Source organism: Pseudoxanthomonas sp. PXM04, from assembly GCF_014851695.1.
GTDB lineage: Bacteria > Pseudomonadota > Gammaproteobacteria > Xanthomonadales > Xanthomonadaceae > Pseudoxanthomonas_A > Pseudoxanthomonas_A beigongshangi.
This window is the reverse complement of sequence record NZ_JACVAG010000001.1, coordinates 875,687-892,803: the sequence shown is the minus strand read 5'-3', so window position 1 is coordinate 892,803 and position 17,117 is coordinate 875,687. Positions and strand designations below refer to the sequence as shown.

Below are 17,117 nucleotides of genomic sequence, written 5' to 3'. Positions count from 1 at the left end.
AGAATTTCCATGAACCACCGCTTTGCCTCCTGCCTCGCCCTGCTCGCCCTGGCCGCCTCGCCGCTGGCCGCCCGCGCCGCCACCTGCTCGGTCAACCTGGAGGGCAACGACGCGATGAAGTACAACCTGTCCAACATCGACGTCAGCAAGAGCTGCACCACCTTCACCATCAACCTGAAGCACACCGGCAAGCTGGCCAAGAACGTCATGGGCCACAACGTGGTGGTCGCCAAGACCGCCGACATCGCCGGCATCGACACCGACGGCATCAAGGCCGGGCTGGCCGCCGACTACATCAAGGCCGGCGACACCCGCGTCATCGCCCACAGCAAGGTGGTCGGCGGCGGCGAAACCACCTCGGTTCAGATTCCGGTCGCCAAGCTCGCCGGAACCGGCCCGTTCTCGTTCTTCTGCAGCTTCCCCGGCCATTCGGCGCTGATGAAGGGCACCTTGACCCTCAAGCCTTGACCGGGGTCAAGACCAGCGGGGCCCCGCGCGGTTGGCGCGGCGGCCCCAAGTCTGGGAAAATGGGGTGATTTCACAGAACAGAGCTGCGGAGCGGGCCAGGGTGGCGCGCTCCATCGACCGCGAGCGATGAAACACCGTCCATGAATCCCCTCGTCCGCTGGTTCCACCAACTCGGTTCGCCGCCCTATTTCGATCGCTTCGCCGCCCGCTGGACGCCCTGGTGCTACCTGGCGGCGCTCGTGCTGTTCGGCTTCGGCCTGTGGCAGGCGCTGTTCGTGGTGCCCGCCGACTACCAGCAGAGCGACAGCTTCCGCATCCTCTACATCCATGTGCCGTCGGCGTGGATGAGCCTGTTCGTGTTCGGACTGATGGCGTTCTATGCAGCCATCGCGCTGATCTGGCGGATCAAGCTGTGCGAGATCCTCGCCATGGCCTGCGCGCCGATCGGCGCCGCCTTCACCGTCATCACCCTGGCCACCGGTTCGATCTGGGGCAAGCCGATGTGGGGCACCTGGTGGGACTGGGATCCGCGCCTGACCACGGAACTGATCCTGCTGTTCCTGTACCTGGGCGTGATGGGCCTGTACAACGCCATCGACGATCGCCGCGCCGCCGCGCGCGCCGCCGGCCTGCTGTCGATCGTGGGCGTGGCGCTGCTGCCGATCATCCGCTACTCGGTGGTGTGGTGGAACTCGCTGCACCAGGGCCAGACCATCAGCCTGATGGGCGGCTCGCGGATGGATCCGAGCATGATGCTGCCGCTGTGGCTGATGGTGGCGGCGACCAAGTTCTGGTTCGCCGGATCGCTGCTGGCGCGCGCCCGCGCCGACAACCTGCGCCGCGAGGCCGGCAAGGACTGGGTCGCGCGGCTGGCGGGGAGCAAGCCATGAATTACCTGCATTACGTGGTCGGCGCCTACGCCGTGTTCGCCGTGGTACTGCTGTGGGACTTCATTGCCCCGCGCCTGCAGATCCGCCGCGAACTGCGTGCCGCCCGCCTGCGCGCCGCGCGCGAAGCCCGCGCCGCCGCGCCCTCGCCGATGGAGTTGAACCGATGAATCCCGTCCGCCGCCGCCGCCTGATCTGGGTGCTGCTGCTGGTACTCGCCGCCGGCGTCGCCGCCTCGCTGATCGCGCTGGCGCTGCAACGCAACGTCGCCTACCTGTACACCCCCGCCGAAGTGCTGCGCGGCGAAGCCGGCGAGCATGCGCGCTTCCGCCTGGGCGGCATGGTCGAGAAGGGTTCGTTCAAACGCGAAACCGGCTCGCTGCAGGCGCACTTCCGGGTCACCGACGGCGATGCGCAGTTGCCCGTGGTCTACGACCGCATCCTGCCGGACCTGTTCCGCGAGGGCCAGGCGGTGGTGGCGACCGGTTCGATGAAGGACGGCGTGTTCGTCGCCGAGGACGTGCTGGCCAAGCACGACGAGACCTACATGCCCAAGGAAGTGGCCGACAAGATGGGCAAGGCACACCAGAAGCACGATGTGCCGACCGCCCCCGCGGCGGGGTCGACGAATTGATCCAATCCACGCCTCGCCAAGCCATGCCGTCGGGCGTGTGCTTCCGCCATCGCGTTGCAGCCCCGGCTGCGGGCATCTCCCTCCCTTTTTCCGGATCCCGTTGAGCCATGCTGCCTGAACTCGGTCAAGTCACCCTGATCCTGGCACTGCTGGTGTCCCTGATGCAGGCCATCCTGCCGCTGGCCGGCGCCCATCGCGGCAAGGCGGCGTGGATGGCGGTGGCGCGCCCGGCGGCCTACGGCCAGTTGTTCCTGCTGCTGGCGGCGTTCGTGGTCCTCACCGTGGCCTTCGTCACCCAGGATTTCTCGGTCAAGTACGTGGCGGAGAATTCCAATTCGCTGCTGCCGATGATGTACCGCTATTCCGCGGTATGGGGCGCGCACGAAGGTTCGCTGCTGTTGTGGGTGCTGGTGCTGGGCATCTGGACCGCCGCGGTCGCCGAGTTCTCCCGCCATCTGCCGGAAGCGGTGGTCGCCCGCGTGCTGGGCGTGATGGGCGTGGTCAGCGTCGGCTTCCTGGCCTTCCTGATCTTCACCTCCAATCCGTTCGCGCGGCTGCTGCCGGCGCCGCTGGAAGGGCGCGATCTGAATCCGCTGCTGCAGGATCCGGGCCTGATCATCCATCCGCCGATGCTCTACACCGGCTACGTCGGCTTCGTGGTGCCGTTCGCATTCGCCATCGCCGCGCTGCTGGACGGCCACATCGATGCGCGCTGGCTGCGCTGGACCCGTCCCTGGACCAACGTGGCCTGGGCATTCCTGACCCTGGGCATCGCGCTGGGCAGCTGGTGGGCCTATTACGAACTGGGCTGGGGCGGCTGGTGGTTCTGGGATCCGGTCGAGAACGCCAGCTTCATGCCGTGGCTGGCCGGCGCCGCGCTGCTGCATTCGCAGGCGGTCACCGAGAAGCGCGGCAGCTTCGGCGGCTGGACCCTGCTGCTGGCGATTGCCACCTTCTCGCTGTCGCTGCTGGGCACCTTCCTGGTCCGCTCGGGCGTGCTGACCAGCGTGCACGCGTTCGCCGCGGATCCTTCGCGCGGCCTGTTCATCCTGATCTTCCTCGGCGCGGTGGTCGGCGGTTCGCTGGTGCTGTACGTGCTGCGCGCACCGCGCATCGCCGGCGGCGCCTTCGTCGCCAGTTCGCGTGAAACCCTGCTGCTGGCCAACAACGTGCTGCTGGCCGCGGCCTGCGGCATGGTCCTGCTGGGCACCTTGTATCCGTTGCTGGCCGACGCGCTGGAACTGGGCAAGATTTCGGTCGGCCCGCCCTACTTCGGCCTGCTGTTCGTGGTGCTGATGACGCCGCTGGTGATGCTGCTGCCGTTCGGCCCTTTGACAAAGTGGCAGAAGGATCAGCCGCGCAAGCCGCTGGCGATGCTGATGCCGTGGCTGGTGGCGGCGCTGGTGCTGGGCGCCATCGCCTATTTCATGGCGCCCCAAGGACCACTGAAGACCGCGGCCGGCGTTGCCGCCGGTGCGTGGGTGGCGCTGGGCACACTGCGTTTCGTGTGGACCCGGCTGCGCGCCAACGGCAAGTTCACCCCGGAAATGCTCGGCATGGTGCTGGCGCACTTCGGCATCGCCGTGTTCCTGATTGGCGCGCTGCTGGTGGAAGCGCAGAACGTGCAGCGCGAACTGGCGATGAAGCCCGGCCAGACCATCGAGCTGGCCGGCTACGGCTTCCGCTTCGAGGGCGTGGAGGAAACCCGCGGCCCCAACTACCTGTCCGACCTGGGACACGTGCAGGTGCTGCGTGGCGACAAGCCGCTGGTGCGGCTGAATCCGGAAAAGCGCGCCTACGCCAGCGGCGGCCAGGTGATGACCGAGGCCGGCATCCGGCCCAGCCTGTTCGGCGATGTCTACGTGGCCCTGGGTGAACATCTTGGCGATGGCGCCTGGGCGGTACGCGTGCACATCAAGCCCTTCGTGCGCTGGATCTGGCTGGGCGCCCTGCTGATGGCGCTGGGCGCGTTCGTCACCGCCACCGATCGGCGTTTCCGCCGCAAACCCGAAGCGCTCAAACCCGAGGCCCAACCGGCATGAATACCCCTTCCGACACTCCCGGCCAGAACAAGTCGCGCGGCGCGCTGGTGTTCGCCGCGGTCATCATCGGCCTGTTCTTCGTCGGCCTGATGGGCCTGCTGGCCTACGGCGTCAAGCAATCCGGCCGCGCGGATCGCGAAGCCCTGCCCTCGCCGCTGATCGGCAAACCGGCGCCCGCCTTCGATCTGCCGCTGCTGCATGATCCGGCCACCCGCATCGACAACGCCGATCTGGCCGGCGCGCCTTACGTGATGAACGTGTGGGGCAGCTGGTGCCCGGAGTGCCGGGTCGAGCATCCGGTGCTGACCAAGTTCGCCCTGACCAAGCGCGTGCGCTTCATCGGCTACAACCTCAAGGACGAGCGTGGCGAAGCGCTGCGCTGGCTGGAGCAGTTCGGCAATCCCTACGTGCTGGTGATTGCCGACGAGGACGGCCGCGCGGCGATCGACTGGGGCATCTACGGCGCGCCGGAAACCTTCCTGGTCGACGCCAAGGGCATCGTGCGCTGGAAGCATGTCGGCGCGGTCACCGACGAGATCATCGCCAAAGAACTGATTCCGGCGCTGGAAAAGGCGGAAGCGCAACAATGAGCGTCCTGCCCCGTCAACTGCGCATGCTGACGCTGGCGCTGCTGCTCGGCATCGCCGGTCCCGCGCTGGCCCAGGCCAGCGATCCGACCCCGCTGCAATTCAACGACAACGCCGAGGAAACCCGCTTCCACCGGCTCACCGCCGAACTGCGCTGCGTGATGTGCCAGAACCAGTCGCTGGCCGACTCCAACGCGCAGATCGCCCACGATCTGCGCCGCGAGGTGCTGGACCTGATGCGCCAGGGCAAGTCGGATGCCGAGATCAAGCGGTTCCTGGTGGATCGCTATGGCGAATTCGTGCTGTACAAGCCGGAGATGTCGCCCGGCACCTGGTTGCTGTGGTTCGGGCCGGTGCTGCTGGTGATCGCCGGCGGCGTGGTGGTGCTGCGCATCGTCAGGCGCAGGAGTGGCGGTCGCGACATCGCCGAAGCCGACGACAACCAGGAGTGGTGATGACCGCTTTTTCCGCCATCGCGGCGCTGTTGACCCTGCTCGTGCTGGTGGGCGTGCTGTGGCCCCTGTGGCGCTCTTCGCGCCGGCTGTTCGTGGGCGCGGTCGCGACCCTGGGCATCGGCACCCTGGCGCTGTACCGGCTGCTGGGCACGCCGGCAGCCATCGAGATGCCCGCAACGATGCCGGAGGCGGCCATGCCCGCCAGCCTGGACGATGCGGTCAAGCAGCTGGAAGCCGAACTCAAGCGCAATCCCAACGAACCCGAGGGCTGGCGCCTGCTCGGCCGCTCCTACCTGAGCATGGAGCGCTACGCCGAGGCGCGCACGGCTTTCGAGACCGCGCTCAAGCTGGCTCCGGACGACGCCAACCTGCTGGTCGAGAACGCGCAGGCCCGCCTGTACGCGAGCCCGGACAAGCAGCTCGACGCGCAGGCGGTCGGCCTGTTGCAGCGCGCGTTGACCATCGAACCGCAGCACCAGCGCGCGCGCTGGTTCCTCGGCGTGTCGCAGCGCCAGCAGGGCAAGCCGGCCGAGGCCGCGCGCACCTGGGAACCGCTGCTGGCGCAGGTCGACGGCGGCACCGCCACCACCCTGCGTACCCAGATCAACCAGGCCCGCGCCGAAGCCGGGCTGGAGCCGCTGCCCGAACCCGCCGCCACCCCGGCCATGGCCAATGGCAAGGCGCTGCTGCGGGTCAGCGTGGACATCGCGCCGGAACTGAAGGCGCGGCTGAGCGGCGGCGAGACCCTGTTCGTGTTCGCCCGCCAGGCCGGTGGGCCGCCGATGCCGGTGGCCGCCAAGCGGGTGCCGGCCACCTCGTTCCCGATCACCCTGGAACTGGGCGACGGCGACAGCCCGATGCCGACCCTCAAGCTCTCGCAGGTCGCCAAGGTCGAACTGGGCGCGCGGATCTCCCGCGCCGGCGACGTGATGGCCAAGGCCGGCGATCTGGAAGCGGTGGCGGTGCCTGCCGACGTGGGCGCCACCGATGCCTATTCGTTGCGGATCCAGCGCATCGTGGAATGAGCGGCGCCGGCCCGCGCCGGCGGCCGCAGGCTAAACTTGTGGGATGACCGAATTCATCCCGCCCGGCACGCGTTTCCACACGCTGCCCTCGCCCTTCCCGATGAAACGCGGCGGCGCCCTGCACGGTGCGCGCATCGCCTACGAAACCTGGGGCCGGCTCAACGCCGCCGGCGACAACGCGCTCCTGATCGTCACCGGCCTGTCACCGGACGCGCACGCCGCGCGCAACGAAGGCAACGGCGAGGAAGGCTGGTGGGAGGCGATGCTCGGGCCGGGCAAACCGATCGACACCGATCGCTGGTTCGTGATCTGCGTGAACTCGCTGGGAAGCTGCAAGGGTTCGACCGGTCCAGCCTCGATCAATCCGGCCAGCGGCGAACTCTACCGGCTGGATTTCCCGGAACTGTCGATCGAGGACGGCGCCAATGCCGCCCATGCGGTGGTGCAGGCACTGGGCATCGGGCAACTGGCCTGCATCATCGGCAATTCGATGGGCGGCATGACCGCCCTGGCCTACCTGCTGCTGCATCCCGGCAGCGCGCGCGCGCACATCAACATCTCCGGCAGCGCCCAGGCCCTGCCGTTCTCCATCGCCATCCGTTCCCTGCAACGCGAGGCGATTCGCCTGGACCCGGCATGGAACCAGGGCCACTACGACGACGAGCGCTATCCCGAATCCGGCATGCGCATGGCCCGCAAACTGGGCGTCATCACCTATCGCTCGGCGCTGGAATGGGACGGCCGCTTCGGCCGGGTACGGCTGGAATCGGACCGCCCGGACGAGGATCCGTTCGGGCTGGAATTCCAGGTGGAAAGCTATCTGGAAGGCCATGCACGCCGGTTCGTGCGCCGTTTCGACCCCAACTGCTACCTCTACCTGAGCCGTTCGATGGATTGGTTCGACCTGGCCGAGTACGCCGGCGGCGACGTGATGCGGGGCCTGGCCCGGATCCGGGTGGAGCGGGCGCTGGCGATCGGCGCGGTGACCGACATCCTGTTCCCCCTCCAGCAGCAGGAACAGATTGCCCAGGGGCTGACACGGGGCGGCGCGCAGGCCGAGTTTGTGCCGCTGGAATCGCCGCAGGGCCATGACGCCTTCCTGGTGGATTTCGCCCGGTTCGGCCCGGCGGTCGCGGGTTTCCTGGCCGATCTCTGAGCCCCCGCCATACCGTCGCGACCGGGACCCGCCCGGACTAGAATGGCGGCACCACTATTTTCCGGGTGCCTTCCATGTCCCTCGATTTTCCCGGCCACGATCGGCTGGTCGCCACGCTCGACGCCGCCGTCGCGCTGGGCGACGATCGCGCCATCACCGATGCGCTGCGCAAGTCGCTGTGCGAACTGATCCGCGACGAATCGGTCGCCCTGCCCGGCTGCGTGCTGGAGCCCATCGCCGACCACTACGCGCGGCGCGAGCTGTACACCAGCCCCGAGTACGGCTACAGCGTCATCGCCATGACCTGGGGCCCCGGCCAAGGCACCAAGATCCATGACCACTCCGGCATGTGGTGCGTGGAAGGCGTCTGGCGTGGCCGCCTGGAAATCACCCAGTACGAGCTGGCCGAACACGACGAGGAGCGCTACCGCTTCGTCGCCGCCGGCACCATCGAGGCCGGCACCGGCTCGGCCGGCAGCCTGATTCCGCCCCACGAGTACCACACCATCCGCAACCCCAGCAACGACGCCATCGCTGTGTCCCTGCACGTCTACCAGCGCACCATGGTCCGCTGCGGCATCTACACGCCGGAGGCCGACGCCAGCGGCGCGGAAGGCTGGCAGCGCCGCGGCGAGCGCCTGCTCGGCACCGACCGCGTGGTCTGACGGGCTGTCGGGGCCCGCTGGCCTCGGCTATACTCGCTCCCCTTGCCGAAGTGGCGGAATGGTAGACGCAGCGGACTCAAAATCCGCCGCCTTTAAAAGCGTGTGGGTTCGAGTCCCACCTTCGGCACCAGACCCGGAAGAGGCCCGACGAAAGTCGGGCCTCTTTTTTTGTCCCCGATTTGGACCGGTCGAAAATTGATGTTGGGAAAGTGGCCAAAGGTGTGCTATACCTGAATCGTCACAGTACGAGCAGAACAGATGCGCGTCATTCATGCCAAATGGCAGTTGACAAACGGGGAGCGCATTCATGTCAGACCCAACTCAATCAGCCCTTCGGGACGCCCAGCCAACCTTCCGGTACCGCCAGTGAGCAACTCGACCGATTTCCGTGGCACCGTTTCTTCCCGCTCCGTGAGTTCCAGCGCATTCATGCGCACCCGCCGCAACGTCGAACTGTGCAAACGGGGCGAGATGCGGGCCGAACGCTTCCTGGACGCCGCCACCGAGGTCTTTGCCGAAAAAGGCTACCAGCACGCCAAGCTGAGCGAGATCGTCGCCCGCGCCGGCGGCTCCCTGGCCACCCTGTACCGGATCTTCGGCGACAAGGAAGGGTTGGCCTACGCCATCCTGGAACGCCGCCTGGAGAACCATGTCGGCATCCTCAACGACATGAACTTCTCCGACCTGCCGCCGGAGCAAGCGCTGCGCGAAGTCGCCATCCGCATCGCCGATTCGATGGTCAAGGCGGAATCGCGGGTGGTCTACCGCATCGTGATTGGCGAGGGCGAGTCGTTCCCCGCCCTGCGCGACTGGTTCTTCGAGCATGCCGTGGCCGAGACCCGCGGCATCCTGACCCGTTTCTTCCAGCAGGAAATGGACAACGGCCACCTGAAGCTGGCCTCGGCCGAGGCGGCCGCCACCCAGTTCTACATGATGATGTTCGGCAACCTGATCATCCGGGTCGCCAGCGGCTATCTGGACAAGCTCGATCCCGCCTCGCTGCGCGAGCAGGCCGTGGCCAACGTCGATCTGTTCCTGCAGGGTGCGTTGCCGCGCGGATAATCCCGTGGCCGTCCCGGTGATCCAGGTGGTGCCGGCATCCCCTTCGCGATGGACCTGAAGAGCGGTTATCCCTACTGGGCCATCAAGAATGGCCTGCTGTCTCCCTTTCCCGCGCTGGCCGGCAATCTCGCCTGCGAGGTCGCGGTCATCGGAGGCGGCATCACCGGCGCGCTGATCGCCGATCACCTGCAGGCGGCCGGGCATGAGGTCGCGGTCATCGAGCAGGGCGAAATCGGCTGGGGCAGCACCGCCGCCAGCACCGCCCTGCTCCAGTACGAAATCGACACCCCTCTGCTCGATCTCGCGAATCGGGTGGGCGCGCAGGACGCCGCCCTGGCCTATCTGGCCTGCGCGCAGGCGCTGGATCAGCTGCGCGGCCTGGCCGCCGGGCTCCGCGACGTCGGGTTCGCGTGGACGGACAGCCTGTACTTGGCGACCCGGCGGCGGGAGTGCGACGGATTGGCGCAGGAAGCCGCGGCCAGGCATCGGTTGGGCCTTCGGATCGACTATCTGGGTTCGGGTGCGCTGGCCGAACGGTTCGGGATATCGCGGCCCGGCGCACTGCTGAGCCATCAGGCCGCCCGTGTGGATCCCTACCGCATGGCCCATCGCCTGCTCCAGCGCCTGCAGGCACGCGGCGCCAGCGTCCACGGGCACACTCCGATCGTCGAGCTCCAGCCGCAGGCACGCTCGGTCCGGCTGCGGACCGGGCATGGCGGCTGGGTGCGTGCCCGCCACGCCATCCTCGCCACCGGCTATGCGGCTCAGCAGTGGCTGCGCGAGCGCGTGGCGCGCAACCACAGCAGCTACGCCTTCGTCAGCGATCCGATCGCGCCCGAGGCCCTTGGCTTTCTCGAACACACCGTGCTGTGGGAAACCGCCCGTCCCTACCTGTACCTGCGCACGACGCCGGATCACCGGCTCATCGTCGGCGGCGAGGACGATCGCATCGACATCCCGGCGCGCCGGGATGCACGGGTGATGAAGAAGGCGCGCGCGCTCAGCCACAAGCTAGGCAAACTGCTGCCGCATCTGCAATGCGCGCCCGCTTTCGCCTGGGCGGGCACCTTCGCCGAAACCGAGGACGGCCTGCCGTTTTTCGGCCCGCATCCGCAGTACGGCCCGCGCGTGCATTTCGCGATGGCCTACGGCGGAAACGGCATTACCTACAGCCGGATTGGCGCCGACCTGCTGCTGGCCGCCATCGAACGGCGTCGGCATCCGCTGGCGGAGTTGTTCTCCTTTGCCCGCCTCGCGCGATCCTGATCCGATTTCATCCGGCGACGACGCCACCGCGCGTAGGTTCGAACCTCCCATCCCGGAGCATTCCAATGCCACGTGGAGAGAAGAGCGCCTACAGCGATCGGCAGAAGCGCAAGGCCGAGCACATCGAGGAAAGCGAGCGCGAGCAGGGTCGTTCCGAAGAGGACGCCGAGCGTATCGCCTGGGCCACGGTCAACAAGCAGGAAGGCGGAGGCGCGAAAAAGAAGAGCGCCCGCAAGACCACCAGGAAGGTCGCAAAGAAAACCACGCGGAAGGCGCCTCGCAAGGCCGCGAAGAAAGCCACGAAGAAGAAAGCCACAAAGAAGTCGGCAAAGAAGGCCACGAAGAAGGCTGCGAAGAAGACCGCACGCAAGGCGGCTGGGAAAACCACAAAAAAAGCGGCCAAGAAAGCACCTCGCAAGGGCACCAGGAAAGCGGCCCGGAAGGTGGCCAAGAAGGCGGCAAGGAAGTCCACCCGCAAGACGGCGAAGAAAACGGCACGCAAATCCGCGCGGAAAAGTCCCCGCAAGGCCGCGAAGAAAACCACCCGCCATTCGAATGGACATACCCGCGGGGATTGAATGCGTTCGCCCCGGGAACGGCAAGGAGCGTCCGTTCGCCGCATCGCGATACCGGCCTCTTCGCATTCCCGCAGGAAGCCGCGACCACCCGAACCTGCGTGGGGAACTATCGCTTCGCGGCTTCTCCGCCCGGCCACCAGCCGCGACCGGTCAGCGCGTAGCGGTCGGCGGCGCGTTCGAACGGATTGCGCACGCTGACCCCGCCGCACAGCAGGTAGATTGGCAGGAACAGTGGCCCCAGCACCATGTACTGGAACACGTGCGCGCGTTCGTGATCGCCCAGCCTGATCGGCGGATGTTCGCGATGGCCGGCGCGCTGCTCGTAGGTGATGCAGGTGGAATCGAGGCTGTCGCCGGTATGCAGGATGGTGTTGCCGAAAGTGATCGCGCCACCCGGCCCCCACGGCCAGTGGTGGAACACCAGCGCGCAGTCACGCCGGCTCCAGCGCGCGCGCGCGCCGAACGCCAGTCCCAGGCTCCCCGCCAGCAGGCCGACCAGCGTGTTCGGCAAGGCCCAGAGCATGCCCAGCCCGCGCAACGCGGGCAGCCAGACGGGCGTTCGCGCCCGCTCGTTCAATCCGCCTCGTTGGGCATCAGCAGCCACAGGATGAGATAGACCAGGATGCCGGGGAACGCGGCCGAGGCGATCGAGACAATCACGAACACGGCGCGCAGCAGCGTGGCATTCCAGCCGAACCGGTGCGCGATGCCGCCCATCACGCCGGCGAGCATGCGGTCGTTCAGGGACCGGGCCAATGGCTTGGACGCGGTGTTCATGGTGATCGGCTCCCCACAGTCGTCGCGGCCAGTCTAGCGCTCAGCGCGGCGGCGCACCTGAACCACGCAGCGCCTTCAACCGTGCCAGGAACCAGGCGCCCGCGTCGGCCTCGGGCTGGCCGGGACACCGCACCCGGTAGGCGCGTCCGCTCATGCTGCTCTTGCTGGCGGCGCGCTCGATGAACTGTTCGGCGGTGTCGACCAGATCCCGCTTCAGCAGGTACTCGTACTTGCGCTGCAGGTGCGCGCGCGCGTCGGCCCGTCCATACCACTTGCCGTTGCGCTGGAACTCGCACGCGGAGTTGGACAGTCCATCCATCAACTGGATGATCTCGCGCCGGGCCTGCTCGCCAGGCGCCGCCAACACGGTCATTGCCTGCGAGGCCAGGCCGATGCCGCACACGAATGAAAGAAGAATGCCCTTGCGCATGTTGATGTCCCGCACTCAGTCCAGGCCGCGCAGCCTAAGCGACCGTCGGTTAACCGGCCGCAACCGCGGGCGGCATGCGGCCGCCAGCGGCCCCCGCCTCGTACTTACGTGCGCTGCGCCAGCCACTGGTGGATCGCGCCGGGCACCTCGCGCTGCGCGCGGCTGGAGACGTAGATGCCGATGTGGCCACCCTTGAAACTCAGTTCCGTATAGTCCTCGGTGCCGACCAGATCCCGCAGCGCGCGCGACGCGTTCGGCGGCACCAGGTGATCCTGTTCGGCGTAGATGTTCAGCACCGGCATGTCGACGTCGCCCAGATGCACTTCCTCGCCATCGATATCGATGCCGCCATTGACGAAGCCGTTGCCCTGGTAGAACTGCTTGATGAACTGGCGGAACGCCTCGCCGGCCAGATCCGGTGAATCGAAGATCCACTTCTCCATCCGCAGGAAATCCTCCAGGCCCTTGCGATCGTCCAGTACGTCGACCAGGCCGACGTACTTCTGCAGGTTCAACCGGAACGGCTTCAGCATCAGGTAGCAGGCGTTCATCATGTCGGCCGGCACGTTGCCGATCGCATCGACGAACAGATCCACGTCCATCTCGCGGGTCCAGTGCGAGAGCATGTTGTCCGGGGTGTGGAAATCCACCGGCGTCACCATGGTGATCAGGTTGCGCACCCGCTCCGGATGCAACGCCGAATAGCACAGCGAGAACGCGCCGCCCTGGCAGATGCCCAGCACGTTGATTGCCGGGAGGCCGTGCTGCCGGCACAGGTGCTCCACCGCGCCGTCGATGAAGCGGTTGATGTAGTCGCCCAGGGTCAGGAAGCGGTCCGAACGATCCGGATAGCCCCAGTCCAGCACGTAGACGTCTTCGCCCAGCGCCAGCAATCCCTTCACCAGCGAGCGATCCTCCTGGAGATCGACCATGTAGGGACGGTTGACCAGCGCGTAGACGATCAGCAGCGGCACTTTCGCGGTGGGCGCCTTGGGACCGACGAACCGGTACAGCACCGCGCGGCCGTCACGCCAGATTTCCTGGCGCGGGGTGGCGCCGTAGTCGACATCCTCCACCTGCGGCAGGGTCTTCAACCCGGCGGCGAGCTTCTGCTGCGCCTGCAACGTTTCCTGCGCGAGTTCGTCGACGCTGATGTTCAGGGGACCGTTCACTTGCGTCCTCCCTGCCCGCGCTTGCCCTTGCCGCGTCCGGCGGTGGCGCCGCCGTCATGGGCGTTGCGCGCCACCCAGTCCTTCATCGACACCACTTCGCCGTCACCGCCACGCGCGGAACGGACCGGAGCCTTCTCCGCCGACTTTGCCGCCTTTGCGGTGCCGGACGGCTTCGCCGGTTTCGCTGGCTTCACCGCCTTGGCCGGCTTCGTGCCGGCGGCGGTGCGGGAGATCTTCGCGGCCGTCGCGGTTGCCGCCCGCGGGACGCTGGCAGGTTTCGCATCGCCACGCGGTTTCGCCGGACGCGTCGCGCGCGCGGCCGGGGCATCCTGTCCTCGGCGTCCTTCACCGCCGGCACGCGATGCCTGCCGGCGCGCGGGCTGCGCGGCGTCGCGCGGATCCAGCGCGTCGTCCCGGCGGCTCATCCGGCGCAATTGGCGTTCGAGTTCGGCGATCTTGCGGTGCGCCGAATCCACCTCGGTGCGGCCGGGCATGCCCAGGGCCACGCAGATCTGCTCGATTTCCGTCTGCACGCCCAGGCGCAGGCGCATCTGGGTGTTGGTGAGGTGGCCATAGACGTGGCGGAATTCCGGTGACAGCGCCACTTCCGCATAGGCCTGTTCGGCGGCGTCGATCCACAGGTCGAACAGGGCACGCGCGCTGGTGATCTGCTGGCCGGGCTCGGCACGCGCATCGAGCAGCGATTCGAACCGTTCGAACGCCAGCCCCGCGACCTTCAGCATCACCCGCTCGTATTCGCCGAGGGCCTGCTGGTAGTCCTGCTGGGCCTGCGCCAGCGCCTGCCAGCGCTCCTGGTGTTCACGCGCGGGTCCGAACGCGGGCAGATGCAGCCAGCGCTCGTTCTCGCGGCGCAGGTTGTCCATGTACGGCGAAACCTGCCGGTACCAGTGTTCGAACCCGCCCGCCCCGCCGCCCTGCAGGCCACGGAAGAAATCCATCCATGGCCCCTGCCCGGCATCCATGCCCAACGCCTGCTTCCAGGCCGCGGTCACGTCGCCGGCACCGGCGTTCTGGCCCGCGAACCGCGCGGCCACCTGCTGCATGAGCCCGTACCAGTCGCCGCTCTGCTGGCGGAACCGGTGCAAGGCATCCTCGGCCGGACCTCGGCCGCCGGGCATCAGCCGGCTCCACCAGTCCAGCGCCTGCGTCCAGCCGGGCGCCGGTGCCGGCGCGGCCGCGCCGGAAGCCTGTCGCAGGGCGTCGCCCCACAGATTCCAGAACTGGCGGGCCATCGCTTCGAAGTCGCCCGCGCCCGGTGGTGCATGCTCGGCCATAAATCCTCCTGTGCCCCGATTCTAGCCGCGCGCGGCGACGCGCGGGTGACGGTCAGGGCTTGGGGATGCGCAGGGTCTTGCTGATCATCAGCGTGCCGGACACGGCATACAGCAGCACCAGCGGATGCAGCAGCCACGGCCCCAACCGCCAGCCGCCGAGCCACAGCGCCTCGCCGATGTGGCCCAGATAGGCCGCCACCGCCAGCACCATCACCAGCACCAGGCTGGTCGGAATCGGCGTGCCTTCGAAGTACTTCACCTTGTCGTCGTCACCCGCCAGTGACTCGGCAGTGACGTTGTAGCGCGCCAGCCGGCTGACGCCGCAGGCGACGAAATACGACAGCACCAGCCAGTCCCAGCCGCCCTGCATGCCGCAGGCGTAAGCGAGCGCGGCCGGGGCGACGCCGAAGGAAATCACGTCGGCCAGCGAATCCAGTTCGCGCCCCAGCACCGACGCCTGCTTGCGCCAGCGCGCCACCCGGCCGTCCAGGGCATCGAAAATGAAAGCCAGAGGAATCAGCGCCATGCCGATCATCAGATCGCGGATCACCCCGTCCTGGAGGAAGCGCATCGCCGCGAAGATCGCACCGGTGCCGCAGAACGCGTTGCCCAGCGTGAACCAGTCCGCAAGCTGGAAATCGCGAAGCATCGAAAAATGGCGGGACACGGAAACACCCGGAAATGGCCAGCCGACAGGTTAGCCCAATCGCGCTGGAGACGGTGTCCTGGCCATCGTCGCGCCCCGCCGGAACCGGGCGGAGTCGCGGACGCCCGATGTCAGGGCGACGACGGCAGCGCCAATTGCGCGGCGTCGAGCCGACCGGCACCGCGGCCACGAGCCCCGATGACCCGGTCCATGGGCGCGCCCGCCCGCCCGTCCAACCGCGCCGACACCTGATCCAGCGCGGCATACACGTGCGGCAGCAGCGGCGCATAGCGGGCCGCATACGCCGGCAGCGCCAGGAACCCGTCGAAATGCTGTGTGTTGCTGACCTGCCAGTACGCCACCTCGCGGCCGGCCGCCTTCGCCTGCGCCACGTAGGGCGCGCTGCTGAAGGCTGGCGGTACCAGGCCGTCGTCGCTGCCGTGCACCACGATCACCGGCAGTCCCGCGCGCGGCGGCGCCGCGCGCAGTTCGGCGATACCGCGCTGCACGCGCCGTGCCGCCTCGTCCTGGCCGTCGTTGAGCGCGCGCAGGCATTGCAGGCCCGGCAGGGTGAAATCGGGCGCGGCCAGGCGGGTGTCGACGATGCCCACGCCGGCACCCGGTGGAATCCCGCTGCCGTCGGACCACCACGCCGCGCGCTCGCTGGCGGTGGCGGCGCGCGCGCTGAAATCGGGATTCAACGCCGCGAAGGAGAATCCGCAGGGATGCGCGCCGACGCCATGGCGCCCATAGGCGGAGGCGTAGGTGACCGCGATTGCGCGCCATAGATCGAAACCCACGCTCAGCGCGCCGGCGGTCAGTGCGGAGTCGGTCCAGCCGTGTTCGCGCAGCTTCGCATGGGCCGAGCGTGCCTGCGCGGCCACGTCGGCGCCTTCGATCAGGCCGGCCGCCTTCAGCGAGGCGCAGCGCGCCTGCCACAGCGGTTCGGCCTGCGCGCGCAGCGGCGGTTGCGGCAGGCTGTCGGCCGGCAGCGCGAGCAATGCGCACGGCATCAGCAGCGCCGCTTCGGTGGTGTAGTCGTACAGCGAACGTGCGCCGGGACCGTCCGTGTGGATGTTGGGCTCGCCGGCCACCACCGCGTCCAGCCAGTCGCCGTCCAGTTCGGCGGCGCGCAGCACCGCACCGCCGCCATTGGAGATGCCGACCGCGATCACCCGGGTATTGTCGAAACGGAACGGCGCGGCCTGCGGAAACGCGCGATCCAGCGCGGCCAGGGCGAAGTCCGCGGCCTGCTTCACATGCCGCCCCCAATCGGCCTCGGGATTGTCCTGCGAATGGGCGTGCTTGACCGCCACGCCCGCGGCGCCGACCGGGGCATCGGGGACGAACGCCAGCGGTTCGCCCAGCGCGCCGCCGCTGCCGTCCTCGCGCATGCCGCTCTGCGTGTCCAGATCGAAATAGTCGGTACCGGCGCCCTTGTCGGTGTAGGCGACCGCGCAGCCCTTCGGCAGGCCCCAGGCGCCGGCCACCGCGATGGCGCCGTAGACGCCGCGCGAACCCGACGAGGCGGTGACCACCACGCAGCGCCGCTTCAGATCGAAACCATCGGGCACCTGCACCAGTACGCGATGCGGCTGCTTCGCGCCGGGCAGTGTCGCCAACGCGCTGTACTCGCGTCCGGGCACCGCGGCGGTGCTGCCGTAGACCTCGCCGTAACCGCCGGTGGCGGACAGATCGGCGATGCCGCGCCAGTTGTTCCAGAGTGCGCGCCGGCGCAGTTCCGCCGGGGTCGGATGAGCGGCGTCGGCGAAGGCCGGCGGGGTCATCGCCCGCAGGCCGGCCAGGCCCAGGCCGGCGGTCAGCAGATCGTCGCTGCCGCGGTGCTCGGTGACGCGCTGCGGTTCGATCACGGTCTCGTGGGTCATGGTTCGGGTCGGGGAACTGCCGCAGGCGGCCAGCGCCATGGTCAGGGCGGCGGCCAGAGCGATACGCGCCATCGGGAGAATTCCAG

General features: G+C 68.2%; 20 protein-coding genes and 1 tRNA gene. 14 read left to right on the top strand and 7 right to left on the bottom strand.

Features of this window, described 5'->3' with window-relative positions; all coding sequences use genetic code 11:
- Positions 1–9 precede the first annotated feature (9 nt).
- The 14 genes from azu to IB228_RS04170 all read left to right on the top strand — a co-directional run bounded on the left by azu (position 10) and on the right by IB228_RS04170 (position 10,825).
- Positions 10–468 (top strand): azurin, encoded by a 459-nt coding sequence (gene azu / locus IB228_RS04235; protein ID WP_183642222.1) that lies wholly within the window; start codon positions 10–12, stop codon positions 466–468.
- A gap of 140 nt (positions 469–608) precedes the next feature.
- Positions 609–1,358 carry a heme ABC transporter permease CcmC gene (ccmC, locus tag IB228_RS04230; protein ID WP_183642238.1) on the top strand — a complete coding sequence of 250 codons (750 nt, stop codon included), beginning with the start codon at positions 609–611 and terminating at the stop codon, positions 1,356–1,358.
- Complete coding sequence (ccmD, locus tag IB228_RS04225; protein ID WP_183642241.1) at positions 1,355–1,525, top strand: heme exporter protein CcmD; 171 nt, start codon at positions 1,355–1,357, stop codon at positions 1,523–1,525. The genes ccmC and ccmD overlap by 4 nt, the downstream gene beginning before the upstream one ends.
- Entirely contained in the window at positions 1,522–1,989 is a 468-nt protein-coding gene (ccmE, locus tag IB228_RS04220; protein ID WP_183642244.1) for a cytochrome c maturation protein CcmE, read from the top strand. The genes ccmD and ccmE overlap by 4 nt, the downstream gene beginning before the upstream one ends.
- A gap of 107 nt (positions 1,990–2,096) precedes the next feature.
- Positions 2,097–4,031 carry a heme lyase CcmF/NrfE family subunit gene (locus IB228_RS04215; RefSeq protein WP_192197637.1) on the top strand — a complete coding sequence of 645 codons (1,935 nt, stop codon included), beginning with the start codon at positions 2,097–2,099 and terminating at the stop codon, positions 4,029–4,031.
- Positions 4,028–4,621, top strand: coding sequence for a DsbE family thiol:disulfide interchange protein (locus IB228_RS04210; protein WP_192197636.1), 594 nt, complete (start codon positions 4,028–4,030; stop codon positions 4,619–4,621). Before IB228_RS04215 ends, IB228_RS04210 begins: the two co-directional genes overlap by 4 nt.
- Positions 4,618–5,073, top strand: a complete 456-nt coding sequence (locus tag IB228_RS04205) for a cytochrome c-type biogenesis protein (protein ID WP_192197635.1) — start codon at positions 4,618–4,620, stop codon at positions 5,071–5,073. The genes IB228_RS04210 and IB228_RS04205 overlap by 4 nt, the downstream gene beginning before the upstream one ends.
- The gene (locus tag IB228_RS04200; RefSeq protein ID WP_192197634.1) at positions 5,073–6,098 is read left to right on the top strand and encodes a tetratricopeptide repeat protein; all 1,026 of its coding nucleotides are present in this window, start codon (positions 5,073–5,075) and stop codon (positions 6,096–6,098) included. The genes IB228_RS04205 and IB228_RS04200 overlap by 1 nt, the downstream gene beginning before the upstream one ends.
- Positions 6,099–6,141: 43 nt before the next feature.
- Complete coding sequence (locus IB228_RS04195) at positions 6,142–7,254, top strand: homoserine O-acetyltransferase (RefSeq protein ID WP_192197633.1); 1,113 nt, start codon at positions 6,142–6,144, stop codon at positions 7,252–7,254.
- 74 nt (positions 7,255–7,328) lie between these two features.
- Positions 7,329–7,919, top strand: coding sequence for a cysteine dioxygenase family protein (locus tag IB228_RS04190; RefSeq protein ID WP_192197632.1), 591 nt, complete (start codon positions 7,329–7,331; stop codon positions 7,917–7,919).
- A 44-nt stretch (positions 7,920–7,963) separates the two neighbouring features.
- A tRNA-Leu gene (locus IB228_RS04185) sits at positions 7,964–8,049 on the top strand.
- A 299-nt stretch (positions 8,050–8,348) separates the two neighbouring features.
- Positions 8,349–8,981, top strand: a complete 633-nt coding sequence (locus IB228_RS04180) for a TetR/AcrR family transcriptional regulator (protein ID WP_183642265.1) — start codon at positions 8,349–8,351, stop codon at positions 8,979–8,981.
- 48 nt (positions 8,982–9,029) lie between these two features.
- Positions 9,030–10,247, top strand: coding sequence for an FAD-dependent oxidoreductase (locus IB228_RS04175; RefSeq protein ID WP_192197631.1), 1,218 nt, complete (start codon positions 9,030–9,032; stop codon positions 10,245–10,247).
- 65 nt (positions 10,248–10,312) lie between these two features.
- Positions 10,313–10,825: a HupB gene (locus IB228_RS04170; protein WP_183642271.1), complete on the top strand. Its 513-nt coding sequence runs from the start codon at positions 10,313–10,315 to the stop codon at positions 10,823–10,825.
- Positions 10,826–10,931: 106 nt separating this feature from the next.
- Here IB228_RS04170 and IB228_RS04165 read toward each other — a convergent pair whose 3' ends face one another.
- The 7 genes from IB228_RS04165 to IB228_RS04135 form a co-directional block, all read right to left on the bottom strand.
- The gene (locus IB228_RS04165) at positions 10,932–11,348 is read right to left on the bottom strand and encodes a hypothetical protein (RefSeq protein ID WP_225562277.1); all 417 of its coding nucleotides are present in this window, start codon (positions 11,346–11,348) and stop codon (positions 10,932–10,934) included.
- A gap of 50 nt (positions 11,349–11,398) precedes the next feature.
- Positions 11,399–11,602 (bottom strand): PspC domain-containing protein, encoded by a 204-nt coding sequence (locus IB228_RS04160; protein ID WP_141453235.1) that lies wholly within the window; start codon positions 11,600–11,602, stop codon positions 11,399–11,401.
- 40 nt (positions 11,603–11,642) lie between these two features.
- Positions 11,643–11,975: a DUF5329 domain-containing protein gene (locus IB228_RS04155; protein ID WP_183644703.1), complete on the bottom strand. Its 333-nt coding sequence runs from the start codon at positions 11,973–11,975 to the stop codon at positions 11,643–11,645.
- Positions 11,976–12,136: 161 nt separating this feature from the next.
- Entirely contained in the window at positions 12,137–13,204 is a 1,068-nt protein-coding gene (locus tag IB228_RS04150; RefSeq protein WP_183642277.1) for a class III poly(R)-hydroxyalkanoic acid synthase subunit PhaC, read from the bottom strand.
- Positions 13,201–14,499, bottom strand: a complete 1,299-nt coding sequence (gene phaE, locus IB228_RS04145; RefSeq protein WP_183642280.1) for a class III poly(R)-hydroxyalkanoic acid synthase subunit PhaE — start codon at positions 14,497–14,499, stop codon at positions 13,201–13,203. Before phaE ends, IB228_RS04150 begins: the two co-directional genes overlap by 4 nt.
- 52 nt (positions 14,500–14,551) lie before the next feature.
- The gene (locus tag IB228_RS04140; protein WP_183644706.1) at positions 14,552–15,148 is read right to left on the bottom strand and encodes a CDP-alcohol phosphatidyltransferase family protein; all 597 of its coding nucleotides are present in this window, start codon (positions 15,146–15,148) and stop codon (positions 14,552–14,554) included.
- A gap of 128 nt (positions 15,149–15,276) precedes the next feature.
- Positions 15,277–17,103 (bottom strand): D-(-)-3-hydroxybutyrate oligomer hydrolase, encoded by a 1,827-nt coding sequence (locus IB228_RS04135; RefSeq protein WP_225562218.1) that lies wholly within the window; start codon positions 17,101–17,103, stop codon positions 15,277–15,279.
- Between the last annotated feature and the right edge of the window lie 14 nt (positions 17,104–17,117).

Excerpts from the sequence above, each read along its gene's own strand:
- azu (WP_183642222.1), top strand. The coding sequence starts at position 10 with ATGAACCACCGCTTTGCCTCCTGCCTCGCCCTGCTCGCCCTGGCCGCC.
- IB228_RS04155 (WP_183644703.1), bottom strand. The coding sequence starts at position 11,975 with ATGACCGTGTTGGCGGCGCCTGGCGAGCAGGCCCGGCGCGAGATCATC.
- IB228_RS04200 (WP_192197634.1), top strand. The coding sequence starts at position 5,073 with ATGACCGCTTTTTCCGCCATCGCGGCGCTGTTGACCCTGCTCGTGCTG.
- IB228_RS04190 (WP_192197632.1), top strand. The coding sequence starts at position 7,329 with ATGTCCCTCGATTTTCCCGGCCACGATCGGCTGGTCGCCACGCTCGAC.
- IB228_RS04205 (WP_192197635.1), top strand. The coding sequence starts at position 4,618 with ATGAGCGTCCTGCCCCGTCAACTGCGCATGCTGACGCTGGCGCTGCTG.
- ccmD (WP_183642241.1), top strand. The coding sequence starts at position 1,355 with ATGAATTACCTGCATTACGTGGTCGGCGCCTACGCCGTGTTCGCCGTG.
- ccmE (WP_183642244.1), top strand. The coding sequence starts at position 1,522 with ATGAATCCCGTCCGCCGCCGCCGCCTGATCTGGGTGCTGCTGCTGGTA.
- ccmC (WP_183642238.1), top strand. The coding sequence starts at position 609 with ATGAATCCCCTCGTCCGCTGGTTCCACCAACTCGGTTCGCCGCCCTAT.
- IB228_RS04180 (WP_183642265.1), top strand. The coding sequence starts at position 8,349 with ATGCGCACCCGCCGCAACGTCGAACTGTGCAAACGGGGCGAGATGCGG.
- phaE (WP_183642280.1), bottom strand. The coding sequence starts at position 14,499 with ATGGCCGAGCATGCACCACCGGGCGCGGGCGACTTCGAAGCGATGGCC.
- IB228_RS04135 (WP_225562218.1), bottom strand. The coding sequence starts at position 17,103 with ATGGCGCGTATCGCTCTGGCCGCCGCCCTGACCATGGCGCTGGCCGCC.
- IB228_RS04140 (WP_183644706.1), bottom strand. The coding sequence starts at position 15,148 with ATGCTTCGCGATTTCCAGCTTGCGGACTGGTTCACGCTGGGCAACGCG.
- IB228_RS04215 (WP_192197637.1), top strand. The coding sequence starts at position 2,097 with ATGCTGCCTGAACTCGGTCAAGTCACCCTGATCCTGGCACTGCTGGTG.
- IB228_RS04195 (WP_192197633.1), top strand. The coding sequence starts at position 6,142 with ATGACCGAATTCATCCCGCCCGGCACGCGTTTCCACACGCTGCCCTCG.
- IB228_RS04160 (WP_141453235.1), bottom strand. The coding sequence starts at position 11,602 with ATGAACACCGCGTCCAAGCCATTGGCCCGGTCCCTGAACGACCGCATG.
- IB228_RS04170 (WP_183642271.1), top strand. The coding sequence starts at position 10,313 with ATGCCACGTGGAGAGAAGAGCGCCTACAGCGATCGGCAGAAGCGCAAG.
- IB228_RS04210 (WP_192197636.1), top strand. The coding sequence starts at position 4,028 with ATGAATACCCCTTCCGACACTCCCGGCCAGAACAAGTCGCGCGGCGCG.
- IB228_RS04165 (WP_225562277.1), bottom strand. The coding sequence starts at position 11,348 with ATGCTCTGGGCCTTGCCGAACACGCTGGTCGGCCTGCTGGCGGGGAGC.
- IB228_RS04175 (WP_192197631.1), top strand. The coding sequence starts at position 9,030 with ATGGACCTGAAGAGCGGTTATCCCTACTGGGCCATCAAGAATGGCCTG.